The 14,171-nt window shown below is 73.4% G+C and carries 15 protein-coding genes and 1 pseudogene; 9 read left to right on the top strand and 7 right to left on the bottom strand.

Annotation, left to right across the window (positions count from 1 at the left end; all coding sequences use genetic code 11):
• Window positions 1-96 precede the first annotated feature (96 nt).
• Complete coding sequence (locus AC2CHG_RS24065; RefSeq protein WP_484525636.1) at window positions 97-1,338, bottom strand: APC family permease; 1,242 nt, start codon at window positions 1,336-1,338, stop codon at window positions 97-99.
• Between the two features lie 274 nt (window positions 1,339-1,612).
• Here AC2CHG_RS24065 and AC2CHG_RS24070 point away from each other — a divergent pair, with 274 nt between their 5' ends.
• Window positions 1,613-2,758 (top strand): hypothetical protein, encoded by a 1,146-nt coding sequence (locus AC2CHG_RS24070; protein WP_357209532.1) that lies wholly within the window; start codon window positions 1,613-1,615, stop codon window positions 2,756-2,758.
• 16 nt (window positions 2,759-2,774) lie between these two features.
• On the opposite strand, the gene AC2CHG_RS24075 is transcribed toward AC2CHG_RS24070, so the two are convergent.
• Window positions 2,775-3,572: a phosphatase PAP2 family protein gene (locus AC2CHG_RS24075; protein WP_463839302.1), complete on the bottom strand. Its 798-nt coding sequence runs from the start codon at window positions 3,570-3,572 to the stop codon at window positions 2,775-2,777.
• A 111-nt stretch (window positions 3,573-3,683) separates the two neighbouring features.
• Here AC2CHG_RS24075 and AC2CHG_RS24080 point away from each other — a divergent pair, with 111 nt between their 5' ends.
• Complete coding sequence (locus tag AC2CHG_RS24080; RefSeq protein WP_120572862.1) at window positions 3,684-4,892, top strand: DUF4032 domain-containing protein; 1,209 nt, start codon at window positions 3,684-3,686, stop codon at window positions 4,890-4,892.
• 12 nt (window positions 4,893-4,904) lie between these two features.
• Here AC2CHG_RS24080 and nagA read toward each other — a convergent pair whose 3' ends face one another.
• The 4 genes from nagA to AC2CHG_RS24100 are packed head-to-tail and all read right to left on the bottom strand — an operon-like array spanning window position 4,905 to window position 8,118.
• A complete protein-coding gene (gene nagA, locus AC2CHG_RS24085) occupies window positions 4,905-6,014 on the bottom strand; it encodes an N-acetylglucosamine-6-phosphate deacetylase (protein WP_484525637.1) in 1,110 nt (369 codons plus the stop codon).
• Complete coding sequence (locus tag AC2CHG_RS24090) at window positions 6,011-6,943, bottom strand: ROK family protein (protein ID WP_262013306.1); 933 nt, start codon at window positions 6,941-6,943, stop codon at window positions 6,011-6,013. The genes nagA and AC2CHG_RS24090 overlap by 4 nt, the downstream gene beginning before the upstream one ends.
• A 48-nt stretch (window positions 6,944-6,991) precedes the next feature.
• The gene (locus tag AC2CHG_RS24095) at window positions 6,992-7,192 is read right to left on the bottom strand and encodes a hypothetical protein (RefSeq protein ID WP_484525638.1); all 201 of its coding nucleotides are present in this window, start codon (window positions 7,190-7,192) and stop codon (window positions 6,992-6,994) included.
• On the bottom strand, window positions 7,189-8,118 hold the full coding sequence (locus AC2CHG_RS24100; RefSeq protein ID WP_262013304.1) for an SIS domain-containing protein: 930 nt from the start codon (window positions 8,116-8,118) through the stop codon (window positions 7,189-7,191). Before AC2CHG_RS24100 ends, AC2CHG_RS24095 begins: the two co-directional genes overlap by 4 nt.
• 199 nt (window positions 8,119-8,317) lie before the next feature.
• On the opposite strand from AC2CHG_RS24100, the gene AC2CHG_RS24105 reads away from it, so the two are divergent.
• From AC2CHG_RS24105 to AC2CHG_RS24120, 4 genes are all read left to right on the top strand, one after another.
• The gene (locus tag AC2CHG_RS24105; protein WP_013288879.1) at window positions 8,318-9,103 is read left to right on the top strand and encodes a DeoR/GlpR family DNA-binding transcription regulator; all 786 of its coding nucleotides are present in this window, start codon (window positions 8,318-8,320) and stop codon (window positions 9,101-9,103) included.
• A 96-nt stretch (window positions 9,104-9,199) separates the two neighbouring features.
• Window positions 9,200-10,198 carry an ATP-binding cassette domain-containing protein gene (locus tag AC2CHG_RS24110; protein WP_262013303.1) on the top strand — a complete coding sequence of 333 codons (999 nt, stop codon included), beginning with the start codon at window positions 9,200-9,202 and terminating at the stop codon, window positions 10,196-10,198.
• Window positions 10,195-11,208, top strand: coding sequence for an ABC transporter permease subunit (locus tag AC2CHG_RS24115; protein ID WP_366620182.1), 1,014 nt, complete (start codon window positions 10,195-10,197; stop codon window positions 11,206-11,208). Before AC2CHG_RS24110 ends, AC2CHG_RS24115 begins: the two co-directional genes overlap by 4 nt.
• Before the next feature lie 136 nt (window positions 11,209-11,344).
• Complete coding sequence (locus tag AC2CHG_RS24120; RefSeq protein ID WP_484525639.1) at window positions 11,345-11,833, top strand: DUF3263 domain-containing protein; 489 nt, start codon at window positions 11,345-11,347, stop codon at window positions 11,831-11,833.
• 6 nt (window positions 11,834-11,839) lie between these two features.
• Here the strand turns inward: AC2CHG_RS24120 and AC2CHG_RS24125 are convergent, their stop codons facing one another.
• The gene (locus AC2CHG_RS24125; protein WP_013288875.1) at window positions 11,840-12,052 is read right to left on the bottom strand and encodes a hypothetical protein; all 213 of its coding nucleotides are present in this window, start codon (window positions 12,050-12,052) and stop codon (window positions 11,840-11,842) included.
• 153 nt (window positions 12,053-12,205) lie between these two features.
• Here AC2CHG_RS24125 and AC2CHG_RS24130 point away from each other — a divergent pair, with 153 nt between their 5' ends.
• From AC2CHG_RS24130 to AC2CHG_RS24140, 3 genes and pseudogenes are all read left to right on the top strand, one after another.
• Window positions 12,206-13,108 (top strand): hypothetical protein, encoded by a 903-nt coding sequence (locus AC2CHG_RS24130; RefSeq protein ID WP_484525640.1) that lies wholly within the window; start codon window positions 12,206-12,208, stop codon window positions 13,106-13,108.
• Between the two features lie 150 nt (window positions 13,109-13,258).
• Complete coding sequence (locus tag AC2CHG_RS24135; RefSeq protein ID WP_262013299.1) at window positions 13,259-13,768, top strand: GNAT family N-acetyltransferase; 510 nt, start codon at window positions 13,259-13,261, stop codon at window positions 13,766-13,768.
• A gap of 149 nt (window positions 13,769-13,917) precedes the next feature.
• Window positions 13,918-14,171 (top strand): annotated as a pseudogene (locus AC2CHG_RS24140) (hypothetical protein); the annotation flags it as partial.

Raw genomic sequence — 14,171 nt, forward strand, 5'->3', positions numbered from 1 at the left:
GCGCCCACCGGCCCGCCCGCCGCGCGCCGCCCGCAGGAGTGACCGGGCGCGTCGGCGGTCAGGGCCGCCGGGCGCATCAGGGACGGTCGGGCCGCGTCAGGCAGGTCGACGACGGCTGCGGATCGCGTACCCGAGCGCGCCGAGGGCGAGCACGCCGAACCCGGCGAGCACGCTCGGCAGCGGCAGGTTGACCGCCAGCACCAGGCAGCCGACGAGCCCGAGCGCGGCGAGCAGCCGTACCGGGAGGCGCCGGTCCGGGTCCGGGCCGAGCGTCAGCGCCGACGCGTTGGTGATCGCGTAGTAGACGAGCACCGTGCAGCTGGAGAAGCCGATAGCGCCCCGGATGTCGCCCACTGTCACCACGGCGGCGACCACGGCGGCCACCGCCAGCTCGGCGCGGTGCGGCACCCGGTGGCGCGGATGGACCGCCGCCAGCGCGCCCGGAAGATCGTGCCGCCGGGCCATCGCCAGCGTCGTGCGGCCGACGCCGGCCAGCAGCGACAGCAGCACCCCGGTCACCGCGACGGCGGCGCCGGCCCGGACCAGCCAGGCAAGCCCCGGGTGCCCGGCGGCGGTCACCACCTCGACCAGTGGCGAGTCGGTGGACGCCAGCCGGTCGGCGCCGAGCACGCCGAGCGCGACCACCGCCAGCGTCAGGTAGATCGCCAGCACCGCGCCGAGCGCCAGCGGCACCGCCCGGGGGATGGTGCGTTCCGGGTCGCGGACCTCCTCGCCCAGCGTGGCGATCCGCGCGTACCCGGCGAAGGCGAAGAACAGCAGCCCGGCGGCGGTCAGCACGCCGCCCGCCCCGATGCCGGCGGGCGCGGTGAGCCGGTCGGCCGCGATCTGCGGCGCGCCGGTCACCGCCACCACGGCGAGCACCGCCAGCACCACCGCGACGAGGACCCGGGTGGCGGTGGCGGTCTTGCCGATGCCGCGCAGGTTCACCGCTGTCACCGCCACCACCGCGAGGACCGCGACGAGCCGCGCCCGCCCCGGCCACAGGTACGCCCCGACGGTCAGCGCCATCGCCGCGCAGCTCGCCGTCTTGCCGACCACGAATCCCCAGCCGGCGAGGAAACCGGCGAACGGGTGCAGGCGTTCCCGGCCGTAGACGTAGGTGCCGCCGGACTCGGGGTAGCGGGCGGCGAGCCGGGCCGAGCTGGTCGCGTTGCAGTAGGCGATGAAGCCGGCCACCGCCAGCGCGACGAGCAGGCCGGTGCCGCCGGCCGCCGCCGCGGCCGGTGCGAAGACCACGAAGACGCCCGCGCCGAGCATCGAGCCCAGACCGACGACCACCGCATCGGGTACGCCGAGTCGCCGCGCCAGCTGTTCCACACCGGCAGCCTAGGGTGCTCGGGTGAACGGGAGGTGCCCAGCGACCGGAAATTGACGAAAATGATTTGCGTAATTTAACCGGTGCTCAGCGGTGGCTGATTGCGGAGGGCCTGGGTAGAGTCGTTTACGCAGGTCAAGCAGTTTGCAAATGTTCCGTTCCGATTATCCGATGGCGATGATCAGATTCTTTCTGCGTCGATCGGGCAATGGCGCCCTCGAATCGGCTCCGGCAATTTCGGGAACGTCTTCTCCGCGAACGCGGGAGGTACCGCACATGACGCTTTTCGGCTGGGACGCCAGTGACTACGACGTCGACCGGGGGTTGACGGCCGACCGGATCCGGGAGGCCCGCGCCGCGGGCATCGACTTCATGACCTACAAGGGCACCGAGCAGTCACGCGACGGCACGTTCCACAGCCAGTACTACGGGGTGATGCTCACCGCCGCGAAGGACGCGGGCATCCCGTTCCTGGGCATGTACGTGGTGGTGCACTCCGACGTCTCCATCGAGGACCAGGCCACCACCGCCATCGACTACGCCGACAAGCACACCCCCTGGTGGCGCACCTACGACGGGTTCTTCTGGCAGATCGACCTGGAGCGCTGGCCGACCGACGACGTGCCCCCGCACATCGGCGTCGACGTGGGTAAGGAACTGGAGGAGCGCACCGGCAAGGTGGCGGTGATGTACGCCTCGCGCGGTGAGTACGGCGACGACGACCTGGGTGACTTCCCGCGCTGGAACGCCGACTACCCGTACCGGGTGGCCGAGGACTTCAAGGCCGCGTACGCGCGGGCCGGCGGGGACTCCGGGCCGGGCTGGACCCGCTACGGCAAGCCGGCGGAGACGCCGCGCATCTGGCAGTTCACCGATTCGGCGATCATCGGCCGCCAGCACACCTGCGACGCGGACGCGTTCCGCGGCACCACCGACGACTTCGCGAAGATGATCGGGGAGAAGACGTCCACGACGACGAAACGGGACGTGATCGCCACCTTCCACAGCACCGCGCACGCCGGCGACACGCTCGGCACCACTGACGTCTTCCACGCCATCCGCTGGGCCACCGGCCTCTACCACTGGACCGTGCCGGAGACCGGGCTGGTGAGCGTCCAGGCGACAGTCGACCTGCGCGGGTTGCGGCGCGACGACCTGGTCCGGATCCGCGCCGAGTACACCCGGCCCGGAGACTCGGAGAACGACACCCCGCTTCTGCGGCAGGAGCGGGTGTCCGTCGACCCGGAGACCACCGGCGGGGTGTTCGTGGTGAGCACGCCGGACGAACGGGTCGAGCTGCCGAAGGGCACCCAGATCCGCATCCAGGTGGCGGTGCGGCCGGAGGACGGCGACCACCGCCGCAAGCTCACCTACAGCACCCGTACCCGGATCAGCATCGTGGAGATCCGGCCGGCCGGCTGAGCGCCGCGCCCGCCCGTCACCGCGTCGCGGAGGCGGCGGGCGGCGCGGACCAGGCGACCGGCCGTCCCCGGTCGCCGAGGCGACGCGGCAGCGGCAGGTCGTCCCAGGGCACCCGGCGCAGCAGGCGGTCCAGCAGCAGGCCGAGCAGCAGCCCGGCGACGGAGTCGGTCAGCCAGTGCCAGCCCAGGTAGACGGTGGTGCAGAAGACCACCGCCGGGGGCACCACCCGGACCGCGGTGACCAGCCCGGCCGGGACGGTACGGCCGAGCGTGCGCACGAGCGGGGCAAGCAGCAGGGCCAGGACGCCGTACCAGACGATCGAGTTGGCGACGTGCCCGGACGGGTACGACTGCGCGAAACGCACCGGCAGGTCGTGCTGGAACAGCGGCAGCGTCTGCTCGGGCGACAGGAACGGCTCCTTGACCGAGGCGCTCGGCGCCGGCCGGGCCGTCCACACCTTCAGCGGGCCGACCGTGAAGAACGTGAGCACGAAACCGGCCACCGGCGGCAGCAGCGGCCGTACCGAGCGCAGCCGCCACGCCAGCAGAACGCCCAGCCCGGCCGCGAGCAGCGTCAGCGGCGTGCCCTGGCCGAGCAGGTTCAGCGTCATCGCCACCCAGCGGGCGGCGGCCGGGCGGTTCTCGTCGGACCAGTCTGCGACCGCACGGTCGAGGCCGAACAGGTGACCGGAGGCGAGCGCGACGGTCAGCGCCACCACTGCCGCGAGCAGCAGTCCGTCGAACCACCAGCCGGCCGGCCGGACCGGCCGCAGCCGCAGCCGCAGGTCACCGCGTACCCCCGAGGTCTGACGCACGCGACCACGCTACCGGCCGTCCGCGGCGGCCGGGCGGCGCGGGCATCGGCGGCTGTGTGCCCAGCCACGAAGGGAGGCGCGGCGCGGGGGTCAGCGGTCACACTGGTTGCCGTGCGGATCACCTCGGCTCTCGTCGACCCGGCGCTGCTCGACCTCCCCTGGTCGACCCCGCTGGAGCAGTGGCCTGCCGAGCACCTGGTGGCGCTGCCGCAGGGCATCTCGCGGCACATCGTGCGGTTCGTCCGGCTCGGCGGGTACGTCTACGCGGTTAAGGAGACCGGCGAGCGGGTCGCCGAGCGCGAGTACGACCTGCTGCGGGCGCTGGAGCGGATCGACTTCCCGTCGGTCGAGGCGATCGCGATCGTGGCCGACCGGCAGACCGACGACGGCGAGCCGCTGGACCCGGTGCTGATCACCCGGCACCTCCAGTTCTCGCTGCCCTACCGGGCGCTGTTCTCCAACACGCTGCGCCCGGAGACGATGAACCGGCTGCTGGACGCGCTGGCCGCGCTTATCGTGCGGATGCACCTGACGGGGTTCTTCTGGGGCGACTGCTCGCTGTCCAACACGCTGTTCCGGCGCGACGCGGGCGCGTTCGCCGCCTACCTGGTCGACGCCGAGACCGGGGCGCTGTACCCGTCGCTGTCAAACGGCCAGCGCGGCGAGGACCTGGAGATCGCCCGGGTCAACATCTTCGGCGAGGCGCTCGACCTCCAGGCCGCCGGCCTGCTGCACGAGTCGATCGACCCGGAGGTGGTCTGCGAGGAGGTCGTGCGGCGCTACGAGCGGCTCTGGCACGAGATCACCTACGAACAGCAGGTCGAGCGCGCCGCCCGGCACGACATCGAGCGCCGCATCCGCCGCCTCAACGAGCTGGGCTTCGACGTGGCCGAGGTGGCCATGTCGACAGTCGACAACGGGCGCTACCTGGTCCGGCCGAAGGTGGTCGACGCCGGCTACCACACCCGGCGTCTGCTGCGCCTGACCGGCCTGGACGCGGAGGAGAACCAGGCCCGCAAGCTCCTCAACGACCTGGACGCCTACCGGCTGGAGAGCGACCTCACCGACGAGCAGCAGGCGGCGCACCGCTGGCTGACCGAGGTCTTCGAGCCGGTGGTCCGGGCGGTGCCCGCGCACCTGCGCCGCAAGCTGGAGCCGCAGGAGCTGTTCGCCCAGATCATCGAGCACAAGTGGCTGCTCTCCGAGCAGGCCGGTCGGGACGTCGGGATGCGCCGGGCGGTGCAGTCGTACCTGGCCGACGTGCTGGTGCACCGCCCCGACGAGCAGGCGGTGCTCGGCGTCGAGGTGCCCACCGTCTGACGCCCGGGCGGATCACTCCACCCAGTCGCCGCCGCGCATCACCCGTACCACGTTCAGGTCGTCGTCCAGCACCACCAGGTCGGCGCGTAGCCCGGTGCGCAGCGCGCCCACCCGGTCGCCCAGGCCGATCGCGCGGGCCGGGGTGGTGGCGACCATCCGGCAGGCGTCCGGCAGGGCCACACCCGCGCCGACCGCGTGCCGCAGCGCCGCGTCCATGGTGAGCGTGCTGCCGGCGATCGCGCCGTCGCGGCTGAGCCGGGCCACCCCGCCGGCCACGGTGACCGCCTGGCCGCCGAGCTCGTACTCGCCGTCGGGCATGCCGGCGGCGGCCATCGCGTCGGTGATCAGCGCGGCCCGCTCCGGGCCGGCCACCGAGGTGGCGAAGCCGAGCATGCCGTCGTGCAGGTGCACCCCGTCGGCCACCAGCTCGCACACCACGTTCGGGGCCTCCAGCAGCGCCACCACCGGGCCGGGCTCGCGGTGGTGCACCGGGCGCATCCCGTTGAACAGGTGGGTACCGACCGTCGCGCCCGCCGCCACCGCCGCCCGGGTCTGCTCCCAGGTGGCGTCGGTGTGCCCGACCGCCGCGACCACGCCGTGCGACACCAGCAGCTCGATCGCCTTGGTGGCGCCGTCCCGCTCGGGAGCGATGGTGACCATGCGCACGGCACCGCCGCCCAGCTCGATCAGCTCGCTCAGCTCGGCGGTGGACGGGTCGCGCAGGAACTCCGGGTTCTGCGCGCCGCAGCGGTCCGCGGACAGGTACGGGCCCTCGAAGTGGACGCCCGCGAGCACGCCGGACTCCACCAGCGGGCGGTAGGCGGCGGTGGCGTCGCGCATCAGCTCGAGCGGGGAACTGACCAGGCTCGCCAGCAGCGTGGTGGTGCCGTGCCCGAGGTGGAACGCGGCGGCCTGCCCGGCCGACTCCGCGTCGCCGGTGGTGAACGTGTGCCCGCCGCCGCCGTGGGTGTGCATGTCCACGAAGCCCGGCACGATCCAGTGGCCGTCGCGCACCGACGGATACTCGGCCACGGCGGTGATCCGCCCGTCCGCGATCTCCACGCAACCCTGCCGGATGACGCCGGTCGGGGTCACCACCTTGCCGGTCACGCGCCGGGTCATCGACTCTCCTTCGCCAGGGTGTCCAGGGCCAGCAGGGCGGCGCCCAGGCAGCCGGCCTCGTCACCGAGGTCGGCCGCGACCAGGCGCGGCTCGCGGTGGAACGTCAGCCGCTCACGCAACGCCGCCCGCAGCGGGTCGAACAGCCGGGGACCGGCCTGGGCCAGCCCGCCGCCGAGCACCACTGTCGAGACATCGTAGAGCGCCTGCCCGGTGGCGAGTCCGTCGGCGAGCGCCTCGACCGCCTCCTGCCACACCTCCACGGCGAGCGGCTCACCGGCCGCCGCGCGGTCGGCCACCTGAGCGGCGGTGGTGGGCGCGCCGGACAGCTCGGCGTACCGGCGCCCGATCGCCGAGGCCGACGACACCGCCTCCAGGCAGCCGGTCCGTCCGCATCCGCAGCGCGGGCCGCCGGGGCGTACCAGGATGTGGCCGATCTCCCCGGCGGCGCCGTGCGCGCCGGTGGCGGCCGACCCGTCGACCACGTGGGCGGCGGCGATGCCGGTGCCGATCGCGACGAACAGCACGTGGCCGGCGTCCCGCCCGGCGCCGAGCCGGGCCTCGGCCAGGCCGCCCGCCCGCACGTCGTGGCCGAGCGCCGCCGGCAGTGCCAGCCGCGTGCCCGCCAGCTCCCGCAGGGGTACGTCCCGGAAGCCCACGTTCGCCGACCAGACCGCGACTCCGCGCGCCTCGTCGACCACTCCGGGTACGGCGATGCCGCAGGCCACCGGCGTACGGCCGTCGGCGCGGGCCTTGCCGGCGAGTCCTTCGGCCACGTCGAGGATCGTGCCGACCACCGCCTCCGGGCCGCGCTGCGCGCCGGTGGCGTGCCGTTCGGTGTGCACAGTCGTGCCGTCCGGCCGGACCAGGGCGCACTTCATCCCGGTGCCGCCCACGTCCAGCGCGACGACGACCTCGTCGCCTGCGCTCATGCCATGGGCTCGCTTCGCTCGCTCATGCCATGGGCTCGCTTCGCTCGCTCACGCCATGGGCTCGCTTCGCTCGCTCATGCTGTGCCGGCTGGGCATGCGCTCACGGCCCTCGCTGCGCTCGGTGCGTTCGGTCATGCTGTGCCGGCTGGGCATGCCCTCACGGCCCTCGCTGCGCTCGGTGCGTTCGCTCATGCTGTGCCGGCTGGGCATGCCCTCACGGCCCTCGCTGCGCTCGGTGCGTTCGCTCATGCCAGGACCACGGACCGAGTCAGGTGACGCGGCGCGTCCGGGTCGAGACCGCGGCTGGTGGCGAGCGCGACCGCGAAGCGCTGGGCAAGGATCAGGTCGGCCATCGGGTCGACCGGGTTGCGGCCGGCCGACCAGCTCGTCAGCACCGTGCGCCAGCCGTGGGTGCGGCTGTGCACGAACGCGGCGCCGGTCGCGGCCACGTCCTCGGACAGGCCGTCCGGGATCTCGCCGAGCGCCCAGACCAGCCGGCCGGGCGCGGCGACCGAGATCGGGCCGTGCCGGTAGTCCATCGCCGGGTACGCCTCGGCCCAGAACGTGGCCGCCTCGCGGCACTTCAGCGCGGCCTCCTGGGCCAGTCCGACGGTCCAGCCGCGACCGAGGAAGGTGACCTGCTCGATGCCGGCGGGGTCGATCGGCAGCGGGGCGCGTACGGCGACCTCGGCGTCGGCGGCCAGCCGCCCGAGGTCCTCGCCGAGGTGGGCGCGCAGCAGCGCGAGCGCGGTGGTGGCGAAGCGGGTCTGCACCACCGACCGCTCGTCGGCGAAGGGCAGCGCGACTGTGGCGTCGGCGAGCGTGACGGCGGCCGAGTCCGGGTCGCCGACCAGGACCGTGGTGGGGATCCGCCCGCGCAGCGCGGTGAGCAGGTCGAGCACCTCGGTGGTGGTGCCGGAGCGGGTGATCGCGATGAGCCGGTCGTAGTGGCGGCCGGCCGGGAACTCGCTGGCCTGGAAGGCGTCGGTCTCGCCCTGGCCGGCGGCCTCGCGCAGCCCGGCGTACGCCATCGCCATGAACCACGACGTGCCGCAACCGACCACGGCGACCCGCTCGCCGGGACGCGGCAGGTGCTCGGCGACGGTCGGGGCGAGTCGCGCCGCCTCCCGCCAGCAGTCGGGCTGGCTCGCGATCTCCGCGTGCACGTACGCCATGACAACTCCTCCCCAGGGGAGACCTTGCGCAATACGGCGCGATACGGCCGCCTTTCGCGCGTCATTCTGCGCGAAAGCTGGTGGTCGTGGCAACCGTCTCCCCGTTCGCGCAGCGCAGGGTTTTGCGCGGACCCAGTTTCGCGCACTAGTGTGCACGCAACCGATCACCGTTCACGCACAGTCTGGGGAGGGCCCCGCGGTGGACCGCTACGCGCGCTGGAACGCGCTGCTGGAGATGCTGACCGACAGCGGCCGGGTCAGCGTCGAGGAGGCGGCCGGGCGGCTCGACGTCTCCCAGGCCACCATCCGGCGCGACTTCGACCAGCTCGCCCAGCAGCAGATGATCACCCGTACCCGGGGTGGCGCGGTCGCCAACGGTGTCTCCTACGACCTGCCGCTGCGCTACAAGACCGCGAAGCACTCGGCCGAGAAGCAGCGGATCGGCACCGCCGCTGCGGCGCTCGTGTCGCCGGGCACCGTGGTCGGTCTCAACGGCGGCACCACGAGCACCGAGGTGGCGCGGGCGCTGGCGGTCCGCCCTGATCTCAACACCAGCGCCGAGGGTGCCCAGCTCACAGTGGTCACGAACGCCCTGAACATCGCCAACGAGCTGCTGGTGCGCTCGCGGATGAAGGTGGTGGTGGCCGGCGGCGTGGTCCGGCCGAAGTCGTTCGAGCTGGTCGGCCCGCTCGGCGGGGCGCTGCTGCGCGAGGTCACGCTGGACGTGGCGCTGCTCGGCGTGGACGCGATCGACCCGCAGCTCGGCGCCGCCGCGCACCACGAGGGCGAGGCGGCCATGAACAGCCTCATGGTGGCCCGGGCCAAGCGGGTCGTCGTGATAGCCGACTCGTCGAAGCTCGGTGGGCACGCGTTCGCCCGGATCTGCCCGGTGGACCGGGTCGAGACGCTGGTGACCGACTCCGGCGCGTCGCCGGACGTCGTGGCGGCGTTCCGCGAGGCGGGCGTCCACGTCGTCTGCGCCTGACCTCTCCCGACACACCGACACTGCATACCGGGTATTGCCTTCCGGTGCATACCGCGTATGGTGTCGCTGACGCCTACTTATCGGGGGAGGTCAGCTGTGTCGGCTGTCCTGGAGATCGAAGGTCTCCGCAAGACGTACCGGAGCCGGAAACGCGGGGTCCGCCACGCGCTCGACGGCTTCGACATGCGAGTCGAGGCCGGCCAGGTGCACGGCTTCCTCGGCCCGAACGGCTCGGGCAAGACCACCACGCTGCGGACGCTGCTCGGCCTGATCAAGCCGAACGGCGGCCGGATGGCCATCCTCGGCCAGGAGCTGCCGCACGCGCTGCCGGCGGTCGCCGGGCAGGTCGGCGCCATCGTGGAGAGTCCGCAGTTCTTCCCGCACTTCACCGCGCGGGACACGCTCGGCCTGCTCGCCCAGGCCGGTGAGCTGCCCAAGCAGCGCGTGGACGAGGTGCTGGAGCTGGTCGGGCTGCGCGACCGGGCCGGCGAGCGGGTCAAGACCTACTCGCTCGGCATGAAGCAGCGCCTCGCGGTCGCCTCCGCGCTGCTCAAGAACCCCAAGCTGCTGATCCTCGACGAGCCGGCGAACGGCCTCGACCCGGGCGGCATCCGGGAGATGCGCGGGCTGATGCGGGAGCTGTCCGAGGCCGGGATGACAGTGGTGCTCTCCAGCCACATCCTGGGCGAGATCCAGCTCATCTGCGACTCGGTCACCATCATCTCGCTCGGCCGCCGGGTCGCGTTCGGGCCGGTCGACCAGGTGCTCGCGGCCCACTCCCAGGGCGCCGTGCGGGTACGCCTGGAGGCGGTCGACGACCTGCCCCAGGCCGCCGACGCGCTCACCCGGGCCGGGGTCCAGGTGGCCGCCGAGCCGGACCACCTGATGCTGTCCGGCGTGGACAAGCCGGCCACCGTCAGCCGTCTGCTCGCCGAGCAGGGCCTGTACGTCAGCGAGCTCACCCCGGTCGCTGTCGACCTGGAGAGCGTCTTCCTCGAACTGACCGCCACCGCGCCGGTCCCCGGCCAGCACCGTCAGGTCGATCAGTCCGCCAAGGTCGACCAGACCGGCACCGCAGGAGGTTGGGGCGCATGAGCCTGTTCGTCACCGAGCTGCGCCGGCTCGGCAAGCGCCGGGTGACCCGGCTGATGCTCGTGCTGCTGGTGCTCGGCCTGGCCACCGTCGCGACCGCGTTCAGCTTCTCCAGCGAGAAGCTCTCGCCCGCCGCCGTGGCCGAGGCCGAGGCCAAGGCGAACAACGACTACCAGTCCGCGATGACGGACTGGAAGCGCACCGTCGCGGAGTGCGAGGCGGCCCAGGCGCGCGGCGAGAAGACCGAGGAGCGGTACGGCCCGAACTGCGGCAAGGACTACCAGCCGCAGCCCGACATGTTCGAGGCGAAGTGGTACCTGCCGTACCAGTTCGACTTCCGGGCCGAGTTCCCCCTGTTCATCGCCGTGTTCGCCGCCTCCGTGGCACTGTTCGGCTTCATCGTCGGCGCCTCCTTCGTGGGCGCCGAGTGGAACACCGGCGGAATGATGAACCTGTTGCTCTGGCGGCCGAAACGGCTGACCGTGCTGGGCACGAAGCTGGCCGCCCTGCTCGCCACCGTTTTCGGCCTGACCGTGGTGCTCGGCGCGCTCTGGACGGCGGCGTTCTGGCTGATCGCCAGCCAGCGCGGCAGCACCGCGAAGATGACCGCCGGAGTGTGGCAGTCGATCGGGCTGGACGGGTTGCGGGCGCTGGGGATGACGCTGCTCGTGGCGGCGGTCGGGTTCGCGCTGGCCTCGCTCGGCCGGCACACGGCGATGGCGCTCGGCGCGGCGGTGGGCATCTTCGCGGTGAGCGAGATCGGCATCCGGATCGCGGTGGCGGTGCTCGGCGTCCAGTTCGGTGACCGGTACGTGCTGTCCACGTACGCCCAGTCGTGGTTCCTGAAGCAGGCGGAGCTGTTCGACTACGACACCTGCCAGTTCTCCCAGGGCGCCTGCGAGCCGGCGACGTACGTGGTCACCTGGCAGCAGTCGGCGGTGGTGTTCGGCGTGGCGCTGGTGGGCGCGGTCGTGGCCGCGTTCTGGGCGATGCGGCGGCGGGACATCGCCTGACCTGGTCCGCGCCGCTGGCTCCCCCCGGCGGTGCGGACCCCGCGTCCGATGCGGCCGGGGGCGGCCCTGGTTACGCTGGGGCTCCCCCGGCCGGCGCGCTCCGCGTGCCGGTCACCCGCCGTCGGAGAGGAGCGCCATGTCCGCCGACGCCTCGCAGCGGGCCGCCGTCGACCGGTCCGGCCCGGCAGCGGGTACGCGCCACGCGGGCGGGACCGTTCCGCCGCCGCGCACCGCTCCGCCCGTCGAGTCCACCGCACCCTCGGAGCCGTCGGAGTCCGCTCGGCCCGCCGAGCCCGCCGCCGCCGGGCCCGCCTCGCCGCCCGTCGAGTCCGCCGCGCCGGTCGAGCAGGCCGGTCCGGATGCCGCAGATGCGGCCGTTGCGGGCACGACGCCCGTCGGCCTCACCGAGCGGGAGCAGCGGATCCTCGCCTTCGAGGCGCAGTGGTGGAAGCACGCCGGCGCCAAGGAGCAGGCCATCCGGGACACCTTCGGGCTCTCCGCGACCCGCTACTACCAGCTCCTCAACGTGCTGCTCGACCACCCGGCCGCGCTCGCCGCCGAGCCGATGCTGATCGGCCGGCTACGTCGGCTGCGGTCGTCGCGCGCCCGCAACCGGCGTCGCTGACCGGCGTCACTTCTCGTACGTGCGCAGCCCGTTGCCGATGGCGAAGAACGTCGGCGCCCATTCGCCGATGAAGATGCCCCAGCGGTCCGCCCGCGCCACCCCGGCGCGCTCCATGTGCTTGGAGAGGAACCAGCTGGTGACCGAGAGGCCGATGCTGACGAATCCGGCGAGGTAGGCGTGCTCCGCCCGGATGCCGCCCTCGTGCAACCGCTCCAACATCTCGTACCCCCTGTCACCGGGACCGACCCGGTCGCATCCGACGCTACCGAAGGTTGGGGGAAGATGACGCACGGTTACCGCGATCGGGGTCGGCGGCGGATGACCCGGCGCGGGTCCGGGTAGGCGGCCGGCGACGACGAACGGAGGCCGACGATGGGGGCACCAGACCGCAGGTACGCGATCGGCAGCAGCCCGGCCCGCCCGGCCGCGCAGGCGCCGGTGATGCGGGTGCGTTCCGCCTCCGACCCGGCCCCCGGCCGGCCGGAGAACGAGGACGTGGTCTTCCGCTTCGGCCCGCTCGTCGGCGTCCTCGACGGGGCCACGGTGCCCGAGGGCTTCGACACCGGCTGCGCGCACGGCCCCGCCTGGTACGTCCGCCACCTGGCCGCCCGGATCGGCCTGGCGGTCGCGGCCCGTCCCGCAGCCACGCTGATGAGCAGCCTCGCGGCGGCGATCCTCGCGGTACGGGCCGACCACGGCGGGACGTGCGACCTCGACCATCCCGGCACCCCGTCGTCCACCGCCTGCCTGCTCCGGGCCGGCGGCGACCGGGTCGACTACCTGGTGCTCTGCGACAGCCCGCTGGTGCTCGACACCGACCGCGGGATCGAGGTGGTCACCGACGACCGGCTCGCGGACGCGGTGGCGGACCTGCGTCGCAGCGCCGCCGCGCTGCCCGACGGCGAGACCGACCCGGCGACCCGGTTCCGGCGCGCGACGACCGTGCAGCGCACCCGGATGAACCGCACCCACGGCTACTGGGCGGCGGCGAGTGACCCGGACGCGGCGTACCACGCGCTGACCGGCACGCTTCCGCTGCGCGGTCCGGGTGCGCTGCGGCGGGCCGCGCTGCTCAGCGACGGCGCCTCCTGCGCTGTCGACCAGTTCGGCCTGTTCGACTGGGCCGGGCTGCTGGAGGTGCTGACGGTGGAGGGCCCGGACGGGCTGATCGACCGGGTCCGGGCGGCCGAGCGGGACCAGCCGGACCGGCTACGGCGACGCAAGCGCACCGATGACGCGTCGGCGGTGCTCTGCGAGTTCGACAGTCGGCCGTGACCACGCTCACGTCGGAACGACCGGTCGGATGACAACGCAGCGTGAGGCGGGAACACCCCGGGGGTACGACCGGACGAGGCGGTCGGCCATAGCGGCAATCCCTCCCCAAAGGGGTGGACGACCCGGACCACGCGCGGCAGACTGCGCGACGTGACGGGTGCTGTACGGCTGGAGCCGGTGGACGAACGGAACCTGGAACCGTTGCTCTCCGTAGCGGCGGCTGAGGCGGAACCGGAGGACGTCATGCCTCCGGTGGACGCCCCGGCGGGCTGGTCGCTGGCCCGCCGTGACGCGTTCCGCGAGTTCCACCGCGCCAACCTCGGCGGGCTGAACGGCCCGACCGGCACCGCCATGTACGCGATCGTCTCCGGCGGTGAGGTCGTCGGCATGGTGCGGATGACCCGCCGGGACGAGCCGGGAACCGTGGAGACCGGCATGTGGCTCGGCCGGTCGGCGCGGGGCCGGGGCCTCGGTGCCGCCGCGCTGCGGCAGTTGCTGCACGCCGCCGCCGCGGCCGGGATGCACACGGTGGTCGCGGACACCACGCCGGACAACGCGGGCGCGATCTCGGTGTTGCGCAGATGCGGCGCGGAACTGCGTACGGAGGACGGCAGACTGCACGCCCGGATGTCCCTGGACTCGGCCCTGCCGATCCGCTGACCCGTTTCGTTCCCCGATCACGTTTCTCCTGCTCAGAGCCGCCTCACCGGGCGGTTTCGTGCTCGCACGGAAGTGTTTTGCCGAGGGGGTGACGGGTACTGCCCGCGTCTCCGGGACCCGACCTCCCCGGGGAGCGCGGAGGAGAGCGGATGAAGAGCGGATCACGGGTGGCGTTCGCCGTCGGGTTCGGCTACCTGCTGGGTCGCCGGAAGAAGATGCGTACCGCGTTGACGCTCGCGGCGGCGGTCGCCGCCGGGCGGGCCAGCCGACGCCCGGGTGGCCTGAAGCAGCTCGGCGCGGACCTGATGGCCGCGAACCCGCAGCTGCGCAACCTCGGCGGGCTGGCGCCGCCGCTGGTGGCCGCGGGCCGGGCGGCCGCGACCGCCGCCGCCGGCAACGGCAT

The organism is Micromonospora sp. ATLC20, assembly GCF_057196585.1.

Bases quoted from the DNA above. Each gene is read 5' to 3' on its own strand.
- AC2CHG_RS24120 (WP_484525639.1), top strand. From the start codon at position 11,345: ATGTCCGCCGACGCCTCGCAGCGGGCCGCCGTCGACCGGTCCGGCCCG.
- AC2CHG_RS24095 (WP_484525638.1), bottom strand. From the start codon at position 7,192: ATGAGCGAACGCACCGAGCGCAGCGAGGGCCGTGAGGGCATGCCCAGC.
- AC2CHG_RS24125 (WP_013288875.1), bottom strand. From the start codon at position 12,052: ATGTTGGAGCGGTTGCACGAGGGCGGCATCCGGGCGGAGCACGCCTAC.
- AC2CHG_RS24115 (WP_366620182.1), top strand. From the start codon at position 10,195: ATGAGCCTGTTCGTCACCGAGCTGCGCCGGCTCGGCAAGCGCCGGGTG.
- AC2CHG_RS24090 (WP_262013306.1), bottom strand. From the start codon at position 6,943: ATGAGCGCAGGCGACGAGGTCGTCGTCGCGCTGGACGTGGGCGGCACC.
- AC2CHG_RS24100 (WP_262013304.1), bottom strand. From the start codon at position 8,118: ATGGCGTACGTGCACGCGGAGATCGCGAGCCAGCCCGACTGCTGGCGG.
- AC2CHG_RS24130 (WP_484525640.1), top strand. From the start codon at position 12,206: ATGGGGGCACCAGACCGCAGGTACGCGATCGGCAGCAGCCCGGCCCGC.
- nagA (WP_484525637.1), bottom strand. From the start codon at position 6,014: ATGACCCGGCGCGTGACCGGCAAGGTGGTGACCCCGACCGGCGTCATC.
- AC2CHG_RS24070 (WP_357209532.1), top strand. From the start codon at position 1,613: ATGACGCTTTTCGGCTGGGACGCCAGTGACTACGACGTCGACCGGGGG.